At 44.9% G+C, this 20,806-nt stretch carries 23 protein-coding genes; 6 read left to right on the forward strand and 17 right to left on the reverse strand.

Annotated elements, in window-relative coordinates:
* Positions 1-2: 2 nt before the first annotated feature.
* The 5 genes from tatA to rmuC all read right to left on the reverse strand — a co-directional run bounded on the left by tatA (position 3) and on the right by rmuC (position 4,968).
* A complete protein-coding gene (gene tatA, locus R7E47_RS11135; protein WP_005382958.1) occupies positions 3-248 on the reverse strand; it encodes a Sec-independent protein translocase subunit TatA in 246 nt (81 codons plus the stop codon).
* A gap of 52 nt (positions 249-300) precedes the next feature.
* Positions 301-1,935 carry a ubiquinone biosynthesis regulatory protein kinase UbiB gene (gene ubiB / locus R7E47_RS11140; RefSeq protein ID WP_318084292.1) on the reverse strand — a complete coding sequence of 545 codons (1,635 nt, stop codon included), beginning with the start codon at positions 1,933-1,935 and terminating at the stop codon, positions 301-303.
* The gene (locus R7E47_RS11145; protein ID WP_005379213.1) at positions 1,932-2,567 is read right to left on the reverse strand and encodes an SCP2 domain-containing protein; all 636 of its coding nucleotides are present in this window, start codon (positions 2,565-2,567) and stop codon (positions 1,932-1,934) included. The genes ubiB and R7E47_RS11145 overlap by 4 nt, the downstream gene beginning before the upstream one ends.
* An 11-nt stretch (positions 2,568-2,578) precedes the next feature.
* Positions 2,579-3,358, reverse strand: coding sequence for a bifunctional demethylmenaquinone methyltransferase/2-methoxy-6-polyprenyl-1,4-benzoquinol methylase UbiE (gene ubiE, locus R7E47_RS11150; RefSeq protein WP_005379210.1), 780 nt, complete (start codon positions 3,356-3,358; stop codon positions 2,579-2,581).
* A gap of 77 nt (positions 3,359-3,435) precedes the next feature.
* Positions 3,436-4,968: a DNA recombination protein RmuC gene (gene rmuC, locus R7E47_RS11155; RefSeq protein WP_005379209.1), complete on the reverse strand. Its 1,533-nt coding sequence runs from the start codon at positions 4,966-4,968 to the stop codon at positions 3,436-3,438.
* 168 nt (positions 4,969-5,136) lie between these two features.
* Here rmuC and R7E47_RS11160 point away from each other — a divergent pair, with 168 nt between their 5' ends.
* Together R7E47_RS11160 and R7E47_RS11165 are read left to right on the forward strand one after the other, a co-directional pair.
* Positions 5,137-6,042, forward strand: a complete 906-nt coding sequence (locus R7E47_RS11160; protein ID WP_064368891.1) for a DMT family transporter — start codon at positions 5,137-5,139, stop codon at positions 6,040-6,042.
* A 194-nt stretch (positions 6,043-6,236) separates the two neighbouring features.
* On the forward strand, positions 6,237-8,684 hold the full coding sequence (locus tag R7E47_RS11165) for an EAL domain-containing protein (protein WP_318084293.1): 2,448 nt from the start codon (positions 6,237-6,239) through the stop codon (positions 8,682-8,684).
* Positions 8,685-8,702: 18 nt separating this feature from the next.
* Here R7E47_RS11165 and R7E47_RS11170 read toward each other — a convergent pair whose 3' ends face one another.
* From R7E47_RS11170 to R7E47_RS11185, 4 genes are read right to left on the reverse strand one after another with little or no spacing between them, the layout of a single operon-like run.
* A complete protein-coding gene (locus R7E47_RS11170; RefSeq protein ID WP_005379202.1) occupies positions 8,703-9,773 on the reverse strand; it encodes an AI-2E family transporter in 1,071 nt (356 codons plus the stop codon).
* Between the two features lie 45 nt (positions 9,774-9,818).
* Entirely contained in the window at positions 9,819-10,145 is a 327-nt protein-coding gene (locus R7E47_RS11175; RefSeq protein ID WP_005379200.1) for a hypothetical protein, read from the reverse strand.
* Positions 10,135-10,647, reverse strand: a complete 513-nt coding sequence (locus R7E47_RS11180) for a hypothetical protein (protein WP_033905884.1) — start codon at positions 10,645-10,647, stop codon at positions 10,135-10,137. Before R7E47_RS11180 ends, R7E47_RS11175 begins: the two co-directional genes overlap by 11 nt.
* A gap of 48 nt (positions 10,648-10,695) precedes the next feature.
* Positions 10,696-10,944, reverse strand: a complete 249-nt coding sequence (locus R7E47_RS11185) for a hypothetical protein (protein WP_005379196.1) — start codon at positions 10,942-10,944, stop codon at positions 10,696-10,698.
* 361 nt (positions 10,945-11,305) lie between these two features.
* Here R7E47_RS11185 and R7E47_RS11190 point away from each other — a divergent pair, with 361 nt between their 5' ends.
* Together R7E47_RS11190 and R7E47_RS11195 are read left to right on the forward strand one after the other, a co-directional pair.
* Complete coding sequence (locus tag R7E47_RS11190; protein ID WP_005379194.1) at positions 11,306-11,743, forward strand: DUF2383 domain-containing protein; 438 nt, start codon at positions 11,306-11,308, stop codon at positions 11,741-11,743.
* 148 nt (positions 11,744-11,891) lie between these two features.
* Positions 11,892-12,290 (forward strand): hypothetical protein, encoded by a 399-nt coding sequence (locus R7E47_RS11195; protein WP_005379193.1) that lies wholly within the window; start codon positions 11,892-11,894, stop codon positions 12,288-12,290.
* A 204-nt stretch (positions 12,291-12,494) separates the two neighbouring features.
* Here R7E47_RS11195 and R7E47_RS11200 read toward each other — a convergent pair whose 3' ends face one another.
* The 5 genes from R7E47_RS11200 to R7E47_RS11220 all read right to left on the reverse strand — a co-directional run bounded on the left by R7E47_RS11200 (position 12,495) and on the right by R7E47_RS11220 (position 15,819).
* Entirely contained in the window at positions 12,495-14,159 is a 1,665-nt protein-coding gene (locus R7E47_RS11200; protein ID WP_318084294.1) for a diacylglycerol kinase family protein, read from the reverse strand.
* A gap of 144 nt (positions 14,160-14,303) precedes the next feature.
* The gene (locus R7E47_RS11205) at positions 14,304-14,735 is read right to left on the reverse strand and encodes a hemerythrin domain-containing protein (protein WP_017821107.1); all 432 of its coding nucleotides are present in this window, start codon (positions 14,733-14,735) and stop codon (positions 14,304-14,306) included.
* Positions 14,736-14,839: 104 nt separating this feature from the next.
* Positions 14,840-15,037: a hypothetical protein gene (locus R7E47_RS11210; RefSeq protein WP_017821108.1), complete on the reverse strand. Its 198-nt coding sequence runs from the start codon at positions 15,035-15,037 to the stop codon at positions 14,840-14,842.
* Positions 15,038-15,045: 8 nt separating this feature from the next.
* On the reverse strand, positions 15,046-15,222 hold the full coding sequence (locus R7E47_RS11215; RefSeq protein WP_005379177.1) for a DUF1328 family protein: 177 nt from the start codon (positions 15,220-15,222) through the stop codon (positions 15,046-15,048).
* 45 nt (positions 15,223-15,267) lie between these two features.
* A complete protein-coding gene (locus R7E47_RS11220; RefSeq protein ID WP_005379174.1) occupies positions 15,268-15,819 on the reverse strand; it encodes a BON domain-containing protein in 552 nt (183 codons plus the stop codon).
* Between the two features lie 436 nt (positions 15,820-16,255).
* On the opposite strand from R7E47_RS11220, the gene R7E47_RS11225 reads away from it, so the two are divergent.
* The gene (locus R7E47_RS11225) at positions 16,256-17,599 is read left to right on the forward strand and encodes a sigma-54 interaction domain-containing protein (RefSeq protein ID WP_005382945.1); all 1,344 of its coding nucleotides are present in this window, start codon (positions 16,256-16,258) and stop codon (positions 17,597-17,599) included.
* A 93-nt stretch (positions 17,600-17,692) separates the two neighbouring features.
* On the opposite strand, the gene R7E47_RS11230 is transcribed toward R7E47_RS11225, so the two are convergent.
* The 3 genes from R7E47_RS11230 to ftnA all read right to left on the reverse strand — a co-directional run bounded on the left by R7E47_RS11230 (position 17,693) and on the right by ftnA (position 20,008).
* Positions 17,693-18,886 (reverse strand): NAD(P)/FAD-dependent oxidoreductase, encoded by a 1,194-nt coding sequence (locus R7E47_RS11230; protein ID WP_005382944.1) that lies wholly within the window; start codon positions 18,884-18,886, stop codon positions 17,693-17,695.
* A gap of 179 nt (positions 18,887-19,065) precedes the next feature.
* Positions 19,066-19,389 carry a universal stress protein UspB gene (gene uspB / locus R7E47_RS11235; RefSeq protein WP_005379169.1) on the reverse strand — a complete coding sequence of 108 codons (324 nt, stop codon included), beginning with the start codon at positions 19,387-19,389 and terminating at the stop codon, positions 19,066-19,068.
* A gap of 91 nt (positions 19,390-19,480) precedes the next feature.
* Positions 19,481-20,008 (reverse strand): non-heme ferritin, encoded by a 528-nt coding sequence (gene ftnA / locus R7E47_RS11240; protein WP_005379167.1) that lies wholly within the window; start codon positions 20,006-20,008, stop codon positions 19,481-19,483.
* Positions 20,009-20,290: 282 nt separating this feature from the next.
* On the opposite strand from ftnA, the gene uspA reads away from it, so the two are divergent.
* Complete coding sequence (gene uspA / locus R7E47_RS11245) at positions 20,291-20,716, forward strand: universal stress protein UspA (RefSeq protein ID WP_005379165.1); 426 nt, start codon at positions 20,291-20,293, stop codon at positions 20,714-20,716.
* Positions 20,717-20,806: the final 90 nt, after the last annotated feature.

Consider the following 20,806-nt stretch of genomic DNA (forward strand, 5'->3'; position numbering starts at 1 on the left):
TTTTACGCCTGCTCTTTGTCTTTTTTCGTTTCAGGAGCAGCTTCTTTTTTCTGCTGCTCTTCTAGACTTTTTGGTTCGAAGTCTGCGTCTTTGTCATTTTTCGCAGGTTCATCTTCGCTCATCGCTTTTTTGAAGCCCTTAACGGCACCACCCAGATCGCCACCGATACCGCGTAGTTTCTTTGTTCCGAATAGCAATACAACAATTACAGCAATGATTAGAAGTTGCCAAACACTGATACCACCCATTCTCTTTACCTCGGGTCTTTAAACAAACAAAAATATTTCAAGAGTTTAACGTCTATTGACGATAAGCTCGCCAACTAAGCAGCCAAAATGTGACACCTGCGATACCGCAGGCCAACGAAAGCTGCTCAAAAGCATCGTTCACCAATATTGCCGAGCATACGACTAAAGTCGCGCCAACGCCAAACAAAAACTTTCCTGTCGCCTGCTGGCGCTTGCTCTGGCGATACCCTTGATAAAGCTGATCCATACGTTGATTCATCGCTTTACCTTGTTTCAGGCTATCGTAAAGTAGCTCTGGCAGTTCAGGTAATTTCTCTGCCCAAAATGGTGCGCGGTCTTTAATCGCATTCACTAGAGCTTGCGGCCCAACTTGATTCATCATCCATTCCTCCAGGAACGGTTTTGCGGTCTCCCACAAATCGAGTTGAGGATATAGCTGCCTACCAAGCCCTTCCACGTACAATAGCGTTTTTTGCAACAGTACAAGCTGTGGCTGAACCTCCATATTGAATCGACGTGCCGTGTTGAACAAATTCAACAACACATGACCAAAGGAGATTTCGCACAATGGCTTAGCAAAAATAGGCTCACACACAATGCGAATCGCGAACTCAAACTCATCGACATTGGTATCCGCAGGCACCCACCCTGAATCCACATGTAACTCCGCCACTCGGCGGTAGTCACGATTGAAAAACGCCAGGAAGTTTTCCGCCAGATAACGCTTGTCTTCGCTATTAAGTGTACCAACGATTCCGCAATCTAGCCCTATCCACATTGGGTTCTCTGGATGTTCGGGTTTGACGAACACATTACCCGGATGCATATCGGCATGAAAAAAGCTGTCTCGGAACACCTGAGTGAAGAACACACTCACACCGCGTTCCGCGAGCAATTTCATATTGGTGCCATTTGCTTTCAAGCCTTCAATATCAGAGGCTTGAATGCCATATATTCGCTCAGAAACCATGACAGTTTCATTACTGAAGTCGGGAAAAACTTCAGGAACATATAATTCTTCGCTGCCTTCAAAGTTGCGGCGCAACTGAATGGCATTCGCCGCCTCACGTCGCAAGTCGAGTTCATCAAGCAGGGTTTTCTCGTATTCACGCACGACTTCAACTGGTTTTAAACGACGTGCTTCAGGCATCGCTCCGGCGACTATACGCGCCATTCGGTGCATCAGTTTTAGATCTGAATCAATGACTGGGCGAATATCTGGGCGGATAACCTTTAATACCACTTCTTGGTTAGTGTCTTTTATGCGCGCAGTATGTACCTGAGCAATCGACGCAGACGCCAGTGGTTTGATATCAAACTCGGTAAACCATTTTTCTAACGGACCACCTAATGCTTGCTCCATCTGCTTTTTTGCCAACTCGCCATCAAAAGGCGCGACTTGGTCTTGAAGTAAAGCTAGGGGATCAGCGATATGCGGAGGAAATAAGTCACGGCGCGTCGACATCATCTGACCGAACTTAATCCAAACCGGCCCCAGCTCTTGCAGTGCTAAACGCAGACGTTCACCGAGTGGTTTTTCTGGGTGCTTGTTCTTAATCCAAAACAAGCTTTTGCGCAGTAAAAGCGGCGCTTTGGTCAGTTGGTGATCGGGAAGCAGCTCATCTAAGCCGTATTCCAGTTGTACTTTGGCGATGTGGTATAAGCGCTTTAGTTCTGCTGGCGTCATGGTTTCTCCAATGCGGGCTTATCTGCATCCAGCTTATTCAGCAAAGCCGTTAAACGAGCTTCAATGCGAGAAGCCTGGCTGCGAACCTCATCAACTTGGTCACAGAAATAGGCCACTTCTAACGGAGCGGGAGCCAGTTTCCATTCTTCAGTCACTACTTGCGCCAGATGACGCTGGTGTTTTTCTGCTTGAGACGCAAGAAAGTTGCCGATGTTTTTTGAACCTTGCACAAAGGTATGTGCGGCGACATCGCCAGTCACGCGAGACAACCACTCTTCAACATCTGGTTTGCAATCCACCATCAACTGAGAGAATTTCTGCGCCAATTGAATATCGCCTTCGAGTTCAAGTTTATCTTGTTTAATAAGACGAGTGATGTTGGCCTGATCGCGCAGCTCTGGTAACACACTCAAGTTGAGCGATAGATAGCAGTTAGGCTGCCCTTCGTAATGACCAAGCACATCAATTTGCTGACTAAAAACGAATGTCAGTGTTTTATTGATCTCTTTCAGGTGAACTTGAATAACTTGACCTTTTAGACGCGCTAAACGACGGCCCAATGCAGGGTCGTCTTTGATCAGTGTATTCAGTGACGTTTCAATCACAGCGGTGATAAGTGGTTCAAATGGCATGCCGTTAACCCTTAGAATTTATAACCGCGATGCAAAGCCACAATACCACCAGTTAAGTTGTAGTATTTGGTGTTTTCAAAACCTGCGTCTTGCATCATGCCTTCCAGCGTTTCTTGGTCTGGATGCATACGGATTGACTCCGCTAGGTAGCGGTAACTCTCTGAGTCATTCGCAACTAGCTCACCGATTCTCGGCAACAAGTGGAATGAATATGCATCGTATACTTTAGATAACGGCTCTAGCACTGGTTTTGAAAATTCCAACACCAATAGGCGGCCGCCTGGCTTCAGTACGCGGAACATTGAACGAAGCGCTTTGTCTTTGTCAGTCACATTACGCAAACAAAAACTGATGGTGATGACATCAAAATAATCATCTGGGAACGGCAGTTCTTCTGCGTTGGCTTGAACGTAATGCACGTTACCCACAATACCGTTATCACGCAGTTTATCGCGACCAACGTTAAGCATTGAGTTATTGATATCGGCAAGGATGACATGGCCTTCATCGCCAACAATGCGCGAGAATTTCGCCGTCAAATCCCCCGTACCACCACCTAGGTCAAGAATACGTTGGCCAGGGCGAGCGCCACTACAATCGATAGTGAAGCGCTTCCAAAGGCGGTGAATACCACCTGACATCAGGTCATTCATGATGTCGTATTTTGTTGCCACGGAGTGGAATACTTCGGCAACCTTAGTCACTTTTTCGTCTTTTGCCACTGTAGAGAAACCAAAGTGAGTGGTTTCATTCTCTAACGCTGTATTGGATTGCAAACTTGTGTCCGTCATTCTAATTCCTCTTAGGCAGCGCTTTCCTCTACGGGGCGTTTGTTGACAAATAAAATCGCCCACTGCACTGCGGGCGATTAGTTTACTTTATCCTCAGCCGGATGTCTTTCTACTAACGGGTCATTTTCTGAAAATGCATCACTCTGCGCTAACTGCGCGAGGTCGGAAGAAATCGGTCGTTTAATTTCAACTCCCAAGTGTTTAAAGCTTTCGGCTTGGCGAATCACATTTCCGCGCCCTGTGGCAAGCTTGTTCATCGCACCTTGATAGCTTTGATTCGCCTTATCCAGCGCACCGCCGAGCCCCTCCATGTCGTCTACAAACAATCGTAATTTGTCGTAGAGTTTTGTCGCACGCTGCGCAATCATTTTGGCGTTTTCATTTTGGCGTTCATTGCGCCATAGATTATCAATGGTGCGCAATGCCACCAGCAACGTTGTTGGGCTCACCAAAATGATGTTTTGCTCCATCGCGTCTTTAATCAAGCTCGGATCGGCTTGAATCGCGACTTGGAACGCCGGCTCAACCGGGATAAACATCAGAACATAGTCCAAACTCTGAATACCTTTGAGTTTGTGGTAGTCCTTCATGCTTAACCCTTTGATATGTGCACGTAGAGCAGCTAAGTGCGCATTCAAAGCCTGATCGCGCTCAGCATCAGTTTCGGCGTTGAAGTAGCGCTCATAGGCAACCAGCGCCATTTTAGAATCCACAACCACTTGTTTGTTTTGTGGGAGATGAACAATGACATCAGGTTGGTAACGCTTGCCTGCTTCATTTTGTAAGTTCACCTGAGTCTGATATTCGTGCCCTTCACGCAAGCCAGATTCGGCAAGTACCCTAGCGAGCACCACTTCGCCCCAGTTACCTTGTTGTTTGTTGTCCCCTTTCAACGCTTGGGTCAAATTAACCGCTTCGCGCGTCATTTGCTCGTTCAAACGTTGCAGGTTTTTCAGCTCATGCACTAGGGTATGGCGCTCTTTAGCTTCTTGGCTAAAGCTGTCATTAACGTGCTTTTTGAACCCTTCTAACTGTTCTCTAAGCGGTGACAACAAGCCTTCTAAACTCTGACGGTTTTGCAAATCGACCTTCGCGGTTTTTTCTTCAAACAGTTGATTGGCCAAGTGCTCAAATTGTTGTTTCAAGCGTGCTTCTGCTTGTTCTAAAATTTGCAGTTTTTCGGCATTAGCTTGGTTAATTTGCTCATGGCGAGCTTGCTGTTCACGCAGCTGCGTTTCTAGACGTGATTTGTGTTCACGCATTTGGCCAAGCTCATCAAAGTATTGCTGGCGCTCTTGCTTTACAGCCTCGAAGTAACGCAGTTTTTCCATTGCTGCCATCAGCTTTCCATGTGTTTGGCGTACTTCAAACGCGGCTTTATCGCGCTCATCATCTAATTCATCCAACTCTTGCTGAGCATCGGCAAGGCTTTGCTTGACCTGTTCAAGTTGCTGTTGATGAAGCTGTTTTTCTGAAACAAGTTGTTGCTCGAGAAGCTGAGTTTGGGTGATAAAACGCTGTTTCACCCACCAACCGGCAGCGACACCACTAAGCGTGGCAGCACAAAGAGAAGAGAGAATGAGAGATTGGTACTCAAGAATCCATTGCATAATAGCGAGTTAGCCTGTGTTTTGTATCTATAACAATGGTATTTAGATACTGGATAAATGTCCAGTTTGTTGGATGAAAAATCCTCGCATACACTAGGCCTTCCTATAATATTCTTTCTTCCGCTCAAATTATCCAAACCGAGCGGCACATCATCACGCAGAGGCATCATGAACGAGCGTCGCGCCCTAGGATTTGGGCTCTCAGCAGTATTACTTTGGTCTACCGTTGCAACCGCATTTAAACTCACGTTGGCAGAATTTACGCCTATTCAAATGCTATGCATTGCCAGCATCGTCTCTGCGATTGCGCTAACAGTAATCTGTGGTGTGCAAGGTAAATTGGGCCAGTTAAGTGCTACATTTTTCTCAAACCCTTGGTATTACCTACTGCTTGGGTTGATTAACCCTTTGGCGTATTACGTTATTCTGTTCAAAGCATATGACTTGCTGCCCGCATCTCAGGCTCAAGCGATCAACTACAGCTGGGCCATCACCTTAACGCTAATGGCCGCTGTTTTCTTAGGACAAAAGATCCGTGGTAAGGACTGGCTGGCTTGCGGTTTTAGTTATGTCGGCGTGATAGTGATTGCCACACAAGGCAATCTTTTAGGCATGGAATTTGAGAGCCCGTTGGGTGTTGGTCTTGCGCTGCTATCAACGCTGCTGTGGGCCGGTTACTGGATTTTAAATACCAAAAATAAGGCCGACCCTGTGGTTGGCGTTCTGCTCGGCTTTTTGGTCGCTATTCCATTCGCCATTGGTTTAAGTCTTTATGAAGGTGCTGACTGGCAGGCAATCTCAGCTAAAGGCTGGGCAGCGGTGACGTATGTCGGACTGTTTGAAATGGGGATCACTTTCGTTTTGTGGCTGAGCGCACTCAAATCAACGCAAAACACCGCGCGTATCAGTAATCTGATCTTTGCTTCTCCATTTATCTCACTCATGTTGTTAGCTACCATCATCGGCGAAGAAATTCACCCTTCAACCTTGATTGGCCTGGTATTGATCATCAGTGGCTTAGTCATTCAGCAAGTCTCATGGGGCAAGAAAACCAAAGCGGTAAACGCTTCTTAATCACCTATCAAAAGCCCTAAAAAACGATGCAATAAGTTGGATAAAAAAGAGATATAGATAACATTTTAATGATAGAAAGCACTTTACGCTGCTAGGATTTAGCTACGCGTTGGATACGATACTCACAAAGCCCAATAGCTTACGCTAGATTCTAATATAATTACCTTTGGGCGATTTAGGACTCGTTATTAATTATGTTTCGCTTCGCTATTCCTTCGCCTTTGATGGCAGACTGGCAACACGTTCTGCGACAATGCTGTAATGTAACTCAAGCTCAGGGACAGCTTTATACTCTGAGCGATACTCAGCAGTGGCTATCGACTGAGGTGTCCACCTCAACCCAAAATCATCGTGCTATCGTCGATGTGATAACGCAAGTTGTCGATCACTTTACGCCGACAGATTTTACAGTTAGCCATACCCCCTTTAAAGAGCAAACCTTGAGCATTGGACCGATTTGGCTACCTAATGGCGAATTGCTTGCCGTACTGACACTGACTCACCCTAATGATCAATCAACGGTTGTTTCGGCATGGCTAAGCGCAATCGCGGGGCGGATCAGCTTTGATATCAACTTGCACTGTCAGCAAGAACAAACGCGACATCAAAGCGCCGAAATAAAGCCAACACCAACACTACAAGAGTTTATCGACTGCCTTGAAGACCACGTATGGATAAAAGGCATGGATGGCCTTTATTCGATGACCAACCGAAGCGTAGAAAACGCGTGGCAAAAAACCAACAGTGAAATCATTGGAAAAGACGATTTTGCCCTGTTTAGCCATGAACGTGCGGAAAAATTCATTGATGCCGATAAATTGGTGGTAGCCACTGGCACGCAAAATATTGTTGAAGAATGCCGTCAAATTGATGAAAACAATAACCCCACTTGGCTAGAAACCATTAAGTCTCCTGTCCGTGATCATGCGGGAAACTTAATCGGCATTCTGGGGATGACACGTAACATCACCCGCCGAAAAATGGTAGAAACGCAGCTCTCCTTAGCGTCCCAAATTTTCAACAATTCGCAAGAAGGCATGGTCATTACAGACCGCAATGCCAACATCATTGATGTAAACACGGCTTTTACCCAAATTACAGGTTACCGCTCTGAAGAGGTGATAGGAAAAAACCCACGAATTCTGCGCTCAGGTCATCATGATCAAGGTTTCTATCAACAGTTGTGGCATCAACTCGAAAACAAAGGCCAATGGAAAGGCGAATTCATCAACAGAAAGAAAGATGGCAGCATTTATCCGCAATTAGCGACCATTAGCGCCGTAATGGACGATAAAAACCACCTTATTAACTACATTTGTGTGTTTGAAGATATCTCTGTGCGTAAGGCACACGAAGAAAAGCTGCAGCGCATGGCTTTTTACGATCCATTAACCAATCTACCTAATCGCACCCATTTACTCAGCTTACTCGAACAACACATCGAAACCGGACACAAAAACCAGCAGACGTTTGCCACCCTATTCTTAGATATCGACCATTTCAAACACATCAACGATAGCATGGGCCACTTCTGTGGTGACCAACTGCTGTCTAAGTTAGCGATTCGTCTGCAAGATGTTCTTCACCTCAATGCGCATGTGGCTCGCATTGGCGGCGATGAATTTGTGATTATTTTGCCAGACATCCATAGTGATGTTGCCTTACTGGAAACCGTCGGCGATATTCTAAGCGTATTCCAGCAACCATTCGACTTGGCAAACCACGACTCACTTCGTGTCTCGACCAGTATTGGTATTGCCTTGTACCCAAGAGACGGTCAAGACAGTGAAACCTTACTGAAAAACGCAGACACCGCGATGTACTTAGCGAAGAAAAATGGACGCAACGGCTACGCGTTTTACTCACCGGATTTGACCGATAAATCCGTATCCCATGTACGCATTCAATCCGCTTTGCATCAAGCAATAGAAAAACAACAACTCCGGTTAGAATTCCAACCGCAATACAACTTGGAACAAAATTCGATTGTCGGCGTGGAAGCTTTATTACGCTGGCAGCATCCAGAGTTTGGCCTTGTACCACCAGCAGACTTTATTCCAATTGCAGAAAAAACAGGGCTGATTCAAAGTATTGGTGAGTGGGTGTTACAACAAGCTTGTTTGCAAGGTAATGCTTGGCTGGACCAAGGCGTCGAGTTTGGCAAAATCGCCGTCAATGTTTCTGCGTTGCAGCTTCAGCAGTCAAATTTCATTCAGCGATTAAGTACTATCCTCGATAACACCGGATACCCTGCCCAACGGTTAGATTTGGAGATCACAGAGAGCTTTTTACTGATCGACCCTCAACAAGCCATTGCATCGTTAAATCAATTACGAGAGCTGGGTATTGAGATTTCTCTGGATGACTTTGGAACTGGCTATTCGTCTTTGTCTTACTTGAAAGGTTTGCCAATCAACAAACTGAAAATTGACCGCTCATTTGTCAGTGATGTCCCAAGTAATAGCGACAGCAACGCGATTGTGAATGCCATTATTGCCATGGGAAAAACGCTGTCGTTGAAAGTCGTCGCGGAAGGGATAGAAACTCGGGAACAAGCCGATTATTTATTCGAAAAAGGCTGTATTTATGGTCAGGGATATTTATTTAGTCAGCCAGTGAGCGCTGAAAAACTGTTTCGTTGAACCAGCTTGCTCCTCAAGTCACTCTCGCGGTGCCACGTCCGCGGAGGTGATTTGTTTTGCTTGATTTTGGGTTGATTGGCATAGCTCTAGACGATCAACCAAAATATTGATACAAACCAGCAACGGCACACCGATCAATAGTCCCATTCCGCCCCAAAGCCAGCCCCAAAAAACAAGCCAAACAAAAATCACTAACGGGTTTAAGTTAAACCTTTTCCCCAATAGTGTTGGTGTAACAAACTGACTTTCAATCAAATTGAGCAGTAAATAGATAGACACCACCGTCAGCATAAAACTGACCGACTCCAACTGAAGATAAGCAACAAAGCCAAAGCTCACCATGGATATGACAGGGCCGAGGTACGGCGCAAAATTCATCACGCCTGCAAATGCGCCCCATAGAAATGGATCTTCAAGGCCTAGAACAAAAAACACGGCCCCGACACTCAACCCCAGCCCAGCATTCACTAAAGTGATGGTGCCAATGTATCGAGATAGGTCTTTCTGTAGCGCTTTGACCAACTCAATCGCTTGGCGCTGTTTGGCGAACCCATGTAAGTAAGACACTGACTTTCGAAATAAGCTTCGTCCATGATTGAGCATAAAGTAAACCATAAACAGCACGATCATCGCTTGTGTCAAAATCGTCGGCGTAGTGGTCGCGAGCGTTTTTACCAAAGAAAATACGGTGTTGTTCCCGACCTCATCCATACTCATATCGTTGGCGATATTCAATGGAGTATTAAGGTGATCAGCCGAAGCTTTAGTAACTTCGCTTACTTCTTGCGACACATTTTTCACGATACTGGGCAGCTCAGACCACCATTGCTTGGCGGGCTCCGACATGGCGGCAAGACCAATAATTGAGGCGCCAACGAGGAATGACAGCGTCAACACGACGGTAATAGCACGTGGTAAACCTTTGTCTTCAAGATAATTAATGAAAGGACTGCACAGCAGAGAAATAAAGGTGCTAAGCACAATAGGTAACAATATTGGCTTGGCAAAATACAGCCCTGGGACGAGTAACAGGACGAGAAGCGTTGCACCAATCGCAGTGTTGGCAGGAATGTTCAATTTCGCTGTCATAATAAGCTCAGAATCGGTAAGAAAATTTTGCGGTGAAATCCGCTATTAGAGTGGTTCGCCCTCTGTCGTCGCAGCGTTGCTTACTTGTGTTGCTGCATTTCCATTTTGCTCCGCATCTGACTCATCCAGAGAAGCTGCCGCGACCGGCTTTGTGAGCGAATCGGTAATATCAGACACGCTGCTAACCAATAGCCCCATTGACGAAATAGAAGAAGTCAGTCGAGACAATCGACCTGCTTTTGCAGCGGTAACGGCAACGACAGCACTAATGCCTAATGTCGTCCAAGGGTTTTCTCTCACAAACTTCTTGGTGGTAAACGTGAACATTTCCATCGACAAACAGCATTGCTCTAGAGACGCTTTACCTTCCATCCGCTTGATCCGCATGGCTCGATTGAGCTTTTGTAGCGAGCGCATCCCACCCCTCCTGTAATTGTTCTGTCGTATTTTTGAATCCAAGAAATCCAACTAAACGCTTCTGCCACCAGGCTAAAGCAAATAATGCCAAGCCTAATGATGTGATAAATACACCCACGGCAACATACACGTTGGCAGTTAACTGATAAGCCACCACCCCAGAGGCAAGGCACAAACTGAATACGAACAATACCGACAATAGAGTAAAAACAACGGTACACAGCAAAATCTGACGCACTGCGGACACGTTAACTTTCATCTCCAAGAGGAACAAATCCAACGTTGAACCTGACCATACTTTTAGCGATTTCGTCAGTTGGTCCAATTGCGCAAGAATGCTGCTCAAACCATTAATGGTTTGTTGGATATCCTGTTCTTCTGCCCCATCAGGGGCTCGGCCGCTGTCTGAAGCCGCCGAGCCTGATTGCTGATTGGTAACTTGCCCTGAGTTATTCATGTGAAGCCTCGCCTTTCTGTTGTGTGGCTTAATCCTTGGTGACCACTATTATTTGATCAGCTTCGAAACCGCCCAACCAGCAAGGAAGGCACAGCCTATGCTCAGCAATGGGCGCTCCTTGATTACATTTTCTGCCGACTTGGTCGCCTGCTGAACTTGCTGTGCACCGACATCCAGCTTCTCTTTGGCTTGGTCTTTCATCGCGCCAACAGCTTCCGTCGTGGCTTGCTCCGCTAAGTGATATGCTTCTTCTAACTGCTCTTGAGGTTTTACTGTGCTTTCTTTTGTAGTAGCCATAACTAGCCTCCATTAATGAGTTGAGTAGTGAATCAAGTGAAACAATGTTTGACCTCACTTACTCCCTACAAAGCCATATCCATGCCAGAATTTTAAGGTATTGTTTTTTATTGGTTTTATTTTTGTTTCGATAAAAAGCCGTATCTGTACGTGTAATTCTTTCCAGGCTTTCCCCACCATTCTTGTAATTTTTTCTTAGCGCCTTACCGACTGTTAGCAAGTTATTGCAAAACAAGATATTAAGCCACTGATTAATAAGACTTAAAGTTCATTGGCATACAACCTGCAACTGAAGACGAAACATCGTGTTTGTATTCCATACGCTCAAACACCCCTATCACCAGTAAATAAGGAGTGGCATATGAAAAATGAAAACATCGCCTCAATCATTGAGCTTATCGAAAGCGGAAATGAAATTTACAACAAGGCCATCGAGAACATCGACAACACTTCTTTGAATAATGTGTTGGTAGAACTGCTCAGAGTACGTGAGCGTGCAGTCATTGAGCTCACTCCCTACTCTCTAGCAAGTAACAATGAAGAATCTGCCGACGACACTCCGGTTTCCTACACCATCAAGGCGCGTGAGGTTTACAGCGACGTGATGAAGGAAGTGTCCTCTGACAAAGAGTCAATGTATTTAGAACAGCTTGAAGGTGTCGAAAGCAAGGTACTCAAAGAGATTGAGAATTTGATTACTTCCCACCCAGAGCAGGCGGATAACTCGGTTCTGCTGAAAGTTCGTAGCGATATAAAAAGCTGCAAAGAAAAACTCAGCAGCATCAGCCTTATTAGCTAAAACCTGGTGGTCGCCTTTGCAACAAAGCTCGGTATTGAGCAAAGAAATGGCCAACTTGCTTTGGCCATTTCTGACAAGCCCACAGGCGCATTAGCATAACCATCACGAGAAATGTCCCACGACAATAGTCATAAATAAAGAGGTCACTATGACATTGGATAACAATCGAGTAAGGGAGCTACTCGTAAAAATGACACACCATCGCCAAACGTGTTTGCCTCTCGTTAACCCGCAATCACATATGACACTCGCAAGAGCGGCATATCGATTCGTGAAAATAGAAAAAGTGATGATCAAAAAGATGGCGAAGCTGTTCTTCGATCAAGACGGTGAACAATTCATTGCAGAAAATGCCACCGAATACGGCGTTGCCGAGCTAGGTAATTACAAAGAAATGCATTTTATGAATAAATTACTGTTAGATGATTTAAAAGCCCTGCTTAGAGCCATTGACGACACCAACTTAACCGCACTTGTTTCTTATTGGTTAGCTGCTTTACAAGTTGAAAACGATGAAATTGAAAAGCACTTACCTCAGGGTGAGTAATTATACTCGCCCTTCTTTCTTCACTTTGTTTAAACCACATCCCCAATCAACCTAGTAAAAGGTGCAGATAGAAAAAAAGCCGCTGCATCTACTACGCAGCGACCTTGATAGCCTTTTTACGACGCACACCAAATCATCAAACAACACAGAAAAAGCGCCATGTAGAATACGAAGCAAATGGCGCGTTATCCGCGGATTACAGTGTTAAAGCGAAGCTGATTTACGTCTCTGGCTTGGAACAAATACGTTCAATGACTTTGGACGCAGCTTGATTGCCAGTTGCTCATCAGAATACAGTTCACCATCAATCACATACTCAATCGGCTTATTCGCAGAAATAGTGACACTCTGAGCCGTCGCGTATTGAAAATGTGTCGATTCTTCCTGTGCGCCTACGCTCGTTAATGTCAGATCCGACAAGGCGATAAGACGTCCGCCTAAAGACTCGGTGTTATCTAAATATGTAATATGCAGCTTGCCATCATCAGGCTGCGGCGCATCACCACCTTGGGCAAGCAACGTACTAAATGGAGCGATATTCGCAACGACAAAACTATGGATTTCAAGCGTTTGTGTATTCTTGTCGTGGTTTCCATCTTCAGTTGGAGCGTCTAACGATACGGTTAAAGCTTGCGTTTCTTCCGCCACTACAGCATTAAAAAAGCCGGCGAGGTAAGCGAGTTGTCCAAAAACATTTTTCTCTTCTCGCTGAGCGTGCTCGATCATTTTCTGTTCTAGCCCAATGCCTAAGACCAACAAAATAAGCCGCTGATTACATTCCGCAGTATCAATACGTTGGCAGTGTCCGCCAAGCAACGCTTCACACGCTTTTTCGACCGGTGAGAATTTGGCGCCAACGCCATAGAGCACATGACATAACGCATTGGCAGTTCCGAGCGGAACAATACCGAGTTTTAGGTCGGTATCCACCAATTGGCTAGCCACCTCTGTTACTGTGCCATCGCCACCAGCTACGATGATTTGCTTAGCTCCACTTTCTTTTGCCTGTTGTGTTAGCTGCTCGGCGCTGAGGTTTGTGGTGGTTTGATGAATACTCAAGCGATATTTTTTGGTTAGCTCACGAATCAAGTGCTGTTCGTTTTCCTCCCATTTGCCGCCACCTGCAACAGGGTTAACCACCATCCAAGTGGATTGATCCAGCCCCAGTACGCCTTTTTCACTGATCGCTCGTAACGTCCTAATCTGTAATTTATTCAATCTCGCGGTACTACGTACGTCATTGATTTTTTTCATCACGGATTCAACCGTCAGTGACGGGTCTTTGCTCAGTAAATACGCCGCCACAACAAACACTGAACGACCACGCCCTAACGCACAATGCACAACCACGGCCCGCGAGCACGAGATTTGAGTATCAATCCAGTTAATCGCATGGCGAAGGCGCTCTAGCGTTGGGGCTTTGTGGTCGAGTACCGGAATCGAAAGGTAATGAAACTGCTTGTCGGTCATCGCACTTTCAAGGCCTGCAAATTCTGCGGTGACATCGACAATACAAGAGATTTCATTGGATTCGAGAAAATCTAAGTCACTCTGAAACAAACGGCGAGATAGGTATAAATTGTCGCTGACTTTTTGGATTGGAGGCACTGTATCACGCCGTCTTTCCCAGGCGTTATACGCTCTAGCCCCCAATAGAAATGGGATGAATGCCCAGCGAATCCACCTGACAATCTTGCCATCTTGGTTTTTTCTAAAAATAGAGGGAATGTCGAATACGTAGGCTACGCTGACCAACGCTAAAGAAAGCGATATCCATAAGAACAGCAAACTAACGATAATTTGAGGCGTATAGATAGCGGCCAATAAACTGATCAGAGCGCCAAGAATATAATATTTGATGATAAACATTCGCTCTCCTTGCCTTCAGCGAGTGCACTTTTTAGTGGAAGTTAGAATACGCGGGGGATTGAGCTTGGATACATGAACTTTAGTAAACGCCTTGATTGAGTGCCTTCCCGTGCCGAAATGGCACGAAAAGGTCCAACACTCTACCTAGCTTACCATCTCTTCAACATAACCATCCGCTAGTTTCATTTTCTGCTTATCGGTCATTACCTTACCGGCTAACTGGAAGAAACGCTGCTCTTCTTCCTCAAGATGGTGCAACACTTTGTGACGCAAGGTTTTCATTAGGTTGAGCCACGCTGGCGAGCTCATATCGGTTGCATCAAGCTGTGCAATCACTTTATCAATTTCATGATGCTCTGCGATGCCATGGCGAGTGAGATCAATGGTCTTATCACTATCTATTAAAGGCGCGTAGAAAAACCGCTCTTCTGCCGCTGCGTGCTGTTCGAGTTCCTCTTTAAGGTTGTGATAAAACTCTTCACGAGCGGGGGAATCTCCAGACGTTTCCATCAGAGCATCGAGTAAAAGGCGTTGCTTTTCATGACTCTCTTTCAGTACATCAAATATGTTTTTCATCTTTGACTCCTTATCTGATTGTAAACAATTGGGACAAAAGGAAGGGCGGTTATTGACCGCCCCTCTCTTACATAGCTATGCGTAAAAAACCTAACCTGATTCGGCTAACAGTCTTGGTCTTCAGCGTTTAGATTTTCTTTAATGTTTTCACATTCATCTTCAATCGCATTTTGGGTTTCTTCGGCGGCTTCATCTATCTTTTTGCCGGCCTGTTCCATTGGCCCTTCTTCACTACAAGCTGCCAACGCAAACACCAAACCGAATACTGCGGCGATACGGTAAACAAATGACGTAAGTCGCATGGAATCTCCTATCTATTTACGTTTTTTCTTCCCAGCAGAACAATCACTATTGATACAATTAATGACAATAGGAATAGGTAAAATATCACTTGCGCGATAGAGGCAGCAGCTCCTGCAATACCGGTAAAGCCTAATAGTGCAGAAATTAGTGCCAGTGCCAGAAAAATAAACATCCAACGAACCATAGTGTTACCTCCTAATAAAAGTGGGTTAAATCACTCGGCTCGCTATTATTGAACCACTTCTAGCTTATCAATCACCTTATTTACGTCATTGGTGTTATTTGCAATTGAAATTGCAAGATCATGCTCCGCATCTGAATTAACTTTACCTGCCAACGTTACCGTTTTGCGTTCTGTCGTTACATCAATATCCGTACCACTCACATTGGTATCCATTAGTAGGCGCGTTTTAACTATAGTCGTGATTTTAGAATCGGTCAGTGTAGCTAAAGCTTCTGAATCAGTTTCTTTCTTGCCTTCATTCACTACTGACAATTCGTTGTTTACTTTTTTCACACCATCAAGACCAGTAACAAGCTCTTCGGCAAGTGATTTTTCAAGATCATTGTTTACCGAACCAGAAAGGGTAACGACCTGATTCTCTACATCGGTATTGATATCAAAAGAGTTGAGATTGCTGTTTAGCAGTAGTGTGGTTTCAGCTTTACCATCTAGCCAAGCGTCCATGGATTCTTTTTCCCATTTATCACTCGCTAAGACTGCTGTAGATGAAGTAGCAAGAACTGACGTAAGTACAATTTTAGCTGCGATGTTATTCATGGTAATTCTCCTTTATTGACGTTGCACTTCCCTAGGAGCAAACCATGTGCCAACTTTATAACTCATTGTTTTTAATTGACTAATAAAGGAAAGAGGTAAAAATGAGATGAGCAATAAAGTATAAGCATGAATTATTTACACGTAAAAAATGTAATTTTTAATCGGTGATAAAGCCTCCGTCACTTGTGCCTAAATAACCTGATAAAACAGAAAGGCTATTTCTCCAGAATCAATTAATAGCAAAATTATTATTTAAAAAATAAAAATCTGAACAAAAGGAAATATCTACTGATGGCTCTCACCGATATATATCAAAAAGGGGCTAACAACATAAAAATACCGAACAAATCCTTAAATCTATGCTGACAATATTTTGTCTTGTGAAGTGAGAATAATCCACGTACATTGTTTCTGTCATAGTAAAGAGGACATTTCTATGTCGATGCCAAGCCTGTTTCTAAGAATACAAGATCCATCACTTAAAAATGCCATCGCTTCTTGCCAGGAACTGAACAAATTTCGTCTGCATGACATCGATGCCGCAGACCAATGGATTGAAGATTTCCTACAACTCAAACCGGAAGTTGCGATTGTTGAAGTCGCCCACTTTACTAGTGCAGATTATCAACGTCTTTCTAATATCGAAGACATCTACGATATGGACTTGATCATCATTAGCTCAGGCGCTCCAAACGAGAACTTGGATAAGCTGATGAACTTGGGTGCTATTTTTCACTACAGAAAGCCCGTTGATATTGCCATTCTGACGGACACCCTGAGCGAAGTCAGCCAGTACTATCAACACAAACAAGATCAAGGGCGTAAAGTGTCCACCAGCGATCTTGACCAATTTGGTCTTTTGGTCGGCTCTTCCTCTCCGATGCATCAGCTCTATCGTATGATCAGGCGCGTTGCTAAAACAGAAGCCAACGTCCTTATTGTCGGTGAAAGTGGATCAGGCAAAGAACTGGTGGCGCAGACCATCCACTTAGCGAGTGAGCGTAAACAACAGCCCTTTATAGCGATTAACTGTGGTGCCATTAGCCCTGAATTGGTTGATAGTGAACTGTTTGGCCATGAGAAAGGCGCTTTTACCGGAGCAAATAAAACTCACCAAGGTGTATTTAAGCAGGCAGAGGGCGGCACCCTATTTTTAGATGAAATCACCGAGATGCCTATCGAGCATCAAGTGAAGCTATTACGGGTGCTAGAAACCGGAGAGTATCGCCCAGTTGGCAGTAATACGGTTCATATCGCTAATACTCGCATCATTGCTGCTACAAACCGTGATCCTAAAATCGCCATTGAGGAGCAGTTCCTGCGTGAAGATCTGTTTTTCCGCTTATCGCATTTCCCATTAACGATACCGCCACTGCGAGAACGAGGCGGTGATATCGTCGGTCTGGCCAAGCACTTTATCGCGCACCGCAACGCCAATGAGGCAAAAACCAAAACGATTCTTGACTCTGCGATCCAAAAAATCGCTGCACACGACTGGCCAGGTAATGTCCGTGAGCTCAAACACACGATCGAGCGTGCATTTATTTTGGCTGATGACACCATCCGAGATGAACACCTTATCTTCGACACACCACCATTGGAAACAGGCACCAGCATCGAAGACCTTGTTCCGGCGGGCGTTTCGCTAGAAGAGCTAGAAAAAGCCGCCATTCTCAATACCCTTGAAGAGAATCAAGGCAATAAAACGGAATCAGCGCAGGAGTTAGGCATTAGCGTGAAAACGCTCTATAACAAACTCGAAAAGTATCAAGACGAGTAACTCGCTATGGGAATACAAAAAGAGCACTGACTTTTATTCAGTGCTCTTTTTGTATCTTATCTTTTATGCAGTTAGGCTGCGTTTGGTGTTTGATTAAACCCACTGCCCCGCAACAAAGCCGCTCGACCAGCACCACTGAAAATTGTAGCCCCCTAGCCAACCAGTCACATCCATCACCTCACCAATAAAATAAAGCCCTTTAATGTCTTTGCATTCCATGGTTTTCGAGGATAAGTGATCAGTATCGACACCGCCGAGTGTCACTTCCGCAGTTCGGTAGCCTTCAGTGCCATTCGGGGCGATATCCCAATGCTCTAGGCGCTCCACAATCGCCGCAAGCTCCTTTTGATTGAACTGTTTTAGCGGTTTATCGACTAGCTCTTTACGTTCAATTAAGACTTCAACCAGACGCTTAGGCAGCACTTTGGCAAGCGTATTCTTGAGTGACTGATTTGGATGCTTCTCACGACTGCGTTCTAATAACTCAGCAACATCATCGTTTGGCACAAGATTGATCAACACCTTTTGTCCGGCCCGCCAGAATGAAGAAATCTGTAACACTGCTGGACCAGATAACCCACGATGTGTGAACAACAGGGCTTCTTTGAACATGGTGCCATCTTCAGCCGTAATTTCCGCAGGTACCGCGATACCGGATAACTCAGCAAAGTCTTCTTTGTCTTCTTTATGCAGAGTAAATGGTACAAGCCCTGCCGTGGTTGGAATAACTCGAAGACCAAATTGTTCCGCGACTTTATAACCAAATGGTGTCGCTCCCAGTTTTGGCATCGACAAGCCACCTGTTGCGATAACTAAAGACTCACATTCGACAATCTCAGTACCAGCATGCAAACGAAAGCCTTCATCAATTTTTTCAATCGAATGAACATCGCATTGGTAACGCTGCTCGATGTTCGGCATGTCACACTCAGCTAACAACATCTTCACGATATCTTTGGCCGTAAATGCATCGACACAAAACAACTGGCCGTGATCACGCTCTTCGAACTCAATGCCATGTTTACACACCATCGAGATGAAATCCCAGTTAGTGTATTGGGAGAGCGCCGACTTAACAAAGTGCGGGTTTTGACACAAATAGTGATTAGCTGAAACGTCGTAGTTAGTGAAGTTACAACGACCACCGCCCGAGATAAGGATTTTACGTCCTGGCTTTTTAGCATGATCGAGCACCAAAACACGGCGGCCTCGCTTGCCTGCTTCTGCAGCACACATTAAACCTGCTGCGCCTGCGCCAATTACAACAACATCAAATTTCTTACTCATCGGTAGCTCTTAGACTGATTGGTATCGAATCAAAATAAAAAAGGATGTGCACATTGCACATCCTTGCTTTCTAGGCGCGACATTCTACCGACAAATACCGAAAGGGAAAAGCGCTTAAACTCTAAGCGCTCTGTATGTCCGCAAAATCTCAGACAGAACAACTTCTGGATTATTGACTCTTAGAGAATGAAGGCCGCAAGTAGCGTCACGCCGAGCAACGCGGTCGATAGAACAAACAATTCACGCACTCTTTCACACTTACCAGTAAAAATTTCATCGTGGTGATGATGATATTCTTTACTTTTAATGTAGTGATACAACCTCACCTGCTTGGTGACATTTCCATGAGTAGTAAAAAAACCATTACCATCAACTTGCTGATATAACAGCGGATGCGCTTCACGCATGATATAAATTAGAGAACGAAGAGCGGTGAGATACCGGACCATATTAACTCCAGTTACCACCATTAGCGCAAATAAGATTGTGTCTCCACTGATCATCTTTTCCTCCCTACATCTTCAACAATGCTCAAGAGAAAAAGACGATCAACACTTCGTCTTTACCCGCTACTTACAACGTCCCAAAACGCGTTTACGCAGCTGGAGCATCCATGATTGAAGATGAACCTTCTTTCGCCATTTGTGCTAGATCTTTGTCAATGAAGAACAACGCTTTACCGTCTTCACCTACCAGTTCGATCTTATCTAAAATCCCTTTAAACAACTTCTCTTCTTCGTGCTGTTCTGACACGTACCACTGTAGGAAGTTAAACGTTGAGTAGTCTTGGCTAGTAAATGCAACGTGCGCCAGTTTGTTGATTTTTTCCGTGATCATTTGCTCATGTTCAAATGTCTCGCGGAAAACGTCACCTAGGCTCGCAAAGTCATGCTTTGGCGCATCAATAGCGCCTAAGATTGGCATTGAGCCAGTTTCACTCACGTAAGTGAATAGGCGTTGCATGTGCTCCATTTCTTCTACGGCGTGAGCGCGTAAAAATTCAGCCGCACCTTCAAAACCTTTGTCTTCACACCAAGCACTCATTTGTAAGTATAGATTGGATGAGAAAAATTCTAGGTTAATTTGCTCATTCAATTGTTCGACCATAGTTTGAGACAGCATGTTAACTCCTATTATTGTGCATGCAATATACCCAAGTAACCTCGAAATAAATGACGCTGCGAGAATAGCTTGGTCTGGCAGACACGGCGAAGTTTCACTTCAACTCTAGTCAGTAACACTACGCTTATTTCAGCATATCAAAGTCACTTGGGTATAACGCCACTATAACATGATTACTGAGACAAGACTTTGTACCTACGGCACCGATATGAGATCACTTCAGCAAATTTTTTTTGGGGTTGGTGCTAATCTAAAACTATGACCTTACAAGGAGATAGCAATATGAGTTACAAACACATACTTGTGGCAGTCGACCTTTCAGACGACAGTAAAGTGTTGATTAAGAAAGCCGTATCACTGGCTAAACCTCTGGATGCGAAAGTCTCTTTTATTCACATCGACGTGAACTACGCAGAACTCTACACCGGGCTTATCGATATCAATATGGCAGAAGCGCAACATCAAGCAATGGAAGCATCGCGCACACAATTGGCAAACTTCGCTGAATATGCGCAATACCCAATTGCCCATACTTTAGTCGGTAGTGGCGATTTGAGTAATGAGCTGTGCGATACCATTCAAGACTACAGTATCGATTTGGTGGTTTGTGGTCATCACCAAGATTTCTGGAGCAAGATTCTATCTTCGACTCGACAGCTGATTAACTGCTCACCAGTCGATATGCTGGTCGTACCGCTAAAAGACTGATTGGCGCAGCGATAAAACTTGGTTAGACTGCGGGCACATTTGTTGTTGATAAAGATTCTCATCCATGGCTTATCTATCCGCAGTTACCCT

The sequence above is a fragment of the Vibrio sp. Vb1026 genome (assembly GCF_033338745.1).
GTDB classification, from domain to species: Bacteria; Pseudomonadota; Gammaproteobacteria; order Enterobacterales; family Vibrionaceae; genus Vibrio; species Vibrio alginolyticus.

Bases quoted from the DNA above. Each gene is read 5' to 3' on its own strand.
- R7E47_RS11205 (WP_017821107.1), bottom strand. From the start codon at position 14,735: ATGAAAAACATATTTGATGTACTGAAAGAGAGTCATGAAAAGCAACGC.
- R7E47_RS11180 (WP_033905884.1), bottom strand. From the start codon at position 10,647: ATGAATAACTCAGGGCAAGTTACCAATCAGCAATCAGGCTCGGCGGCT.
- R7E47_RS11160 (WP_064368891.1), top strand. From the start codon at position 5,137: ATGAACGAGCGTCGCGCCCTAGGATTTGGGCTCTCAGCAGTATTACTT.
- R7E47_RS11145 (WP_005379213.1), bottom strand. From the start codon at position 2,567: ATGCCATTTGAACCACTTATCACCGCTGTGATTGAAACGTCACTGAAT.
- R7E47_RS11170 (WP_005379202.1), bottom strand. From the start codon at position 9,773: ATGACAGCGAAATTGAACATTCCTGCCAACACTGCGATTGGTGCAACG.
- ubiE (WP_005379210.1), bottom strand. From the start codon at position 3,358: ATGACGGACACAAGTTTGCAATCCAATACAGCGTTAGAGAATGAAACC.
- rmuC (WP_005379209.1), bottom strand. From the start codon at position 4,968: ATGCAATGGATTCTTGAGTACCAATCTCTCATTCTCTCTTCTCTTTGT.
- R7E47_RS11190 (WP_005379194.1), top strand. From the start codon at position 11,306: ATGAAAAATGAAAACATCGCCTCAATCATTGAGCTTATCGAAAGCGGA.
- R7E47_RS11225 (WP_005382945.1), top strand. From the start codon at position 16,256: ATGTCGATGCCAAGCCTGTTTCTAAGAATACAAGATCCATCACTTAAA.
- R7E47_RS11195 (WP_005379193.1), top strand. From the start codon at position 11,892: ATGACATTGGATAACAATCGAGTAAGGGAGCTACTCGTAAAAATGACA.
- R7E47_RS11175 (WP_005379200.1), bottom strand. From the start codon at position 10,145: ATGGAAGGTAAAGCGTCTCTAGAGCAATGCTGTTTGTCGATGGAAATG.
- R7E47_RS11185 (WP_005379196.1), bottom strand. From the start codon at position 10,944: ATGGCTACTACAAAAGAAAGCACAGTAAAACCTCAAGAGCAGTTAGAA.
- R7E47_RS11165 (WP_318084293.1), top strand. From the start codon at position 6,237: ATGTTTCGCTTCGCTATTCCTTCGCCTTTGATGGCAGACTGGCAACAC.
- R7E47_RS11200 (WP_318084294.1), bottom strand. From the start codon at position 14,159: ATGTTTATCATCAAATATTATATTCTTGGCGCTCTGATCAGTTTATTG.
- tatA (WP_005382958.1), bottom strand. From the start codon at position 248: ATGGGTGGTATCAGTGTTTGGCAACTTCTAATCATTGCTGTAATTGTT.
- uspA (WP_005379165.1), top strand. From the start codon at position 20,291: ATGAGTTACAAACACATACTTGTGGCAGTCGACCTTTCAGACGACAGT.
- ftnA (WP_005379167.1), bottom strand. From the start codon at position 20,008: ATGCTGTCTCAAACTATGGTCGAACAATTGAATGAGCAAATTAACCTA.
- R7E47_RS11220 (WP_005379174.1), bottom strand. From the start codon at position 15,819: ATGAATAACATCGCAGCTAAAATTGTACTTACGTCAGTTCTTGCTACT.
- R7E47_RS11210 (WP_017821108.1), bottom strand. From the start codon at position 15,037: ATGCGACTTACGTCATTTGTTTACCGTATCGCCGCAGTATTCGGTTTG.
- ubiB (WP_318084292.1), bottom strand. From the start codon at position 1,935: ATGACGCCAGCAGAACTAAAGCGCTTATACCACATCGCCAAAGTACAA.
- R7E47_RS11230 (WP_005382944.1), bottom strand. From the start codon at position 18,886: ATGAGTAAGAAATTTGATGTTGTTGTAATTGGCGCAGGCGCAGCAGGT.
- uspB (WP_005379169.1), bottom strand. From the start codon at position 19,389: ATGATCAGTGGAGACACAATCTTATTTGCGCTAATGGTGGTAACTGGA.
- R7E47_RS11215 (WP_005379177.1), bottom strand. From the start codon at position 15,222: ATGGTTCGTTGGATGTTTATTTTTCTGGCACTGGCACTAATTTCTGCA.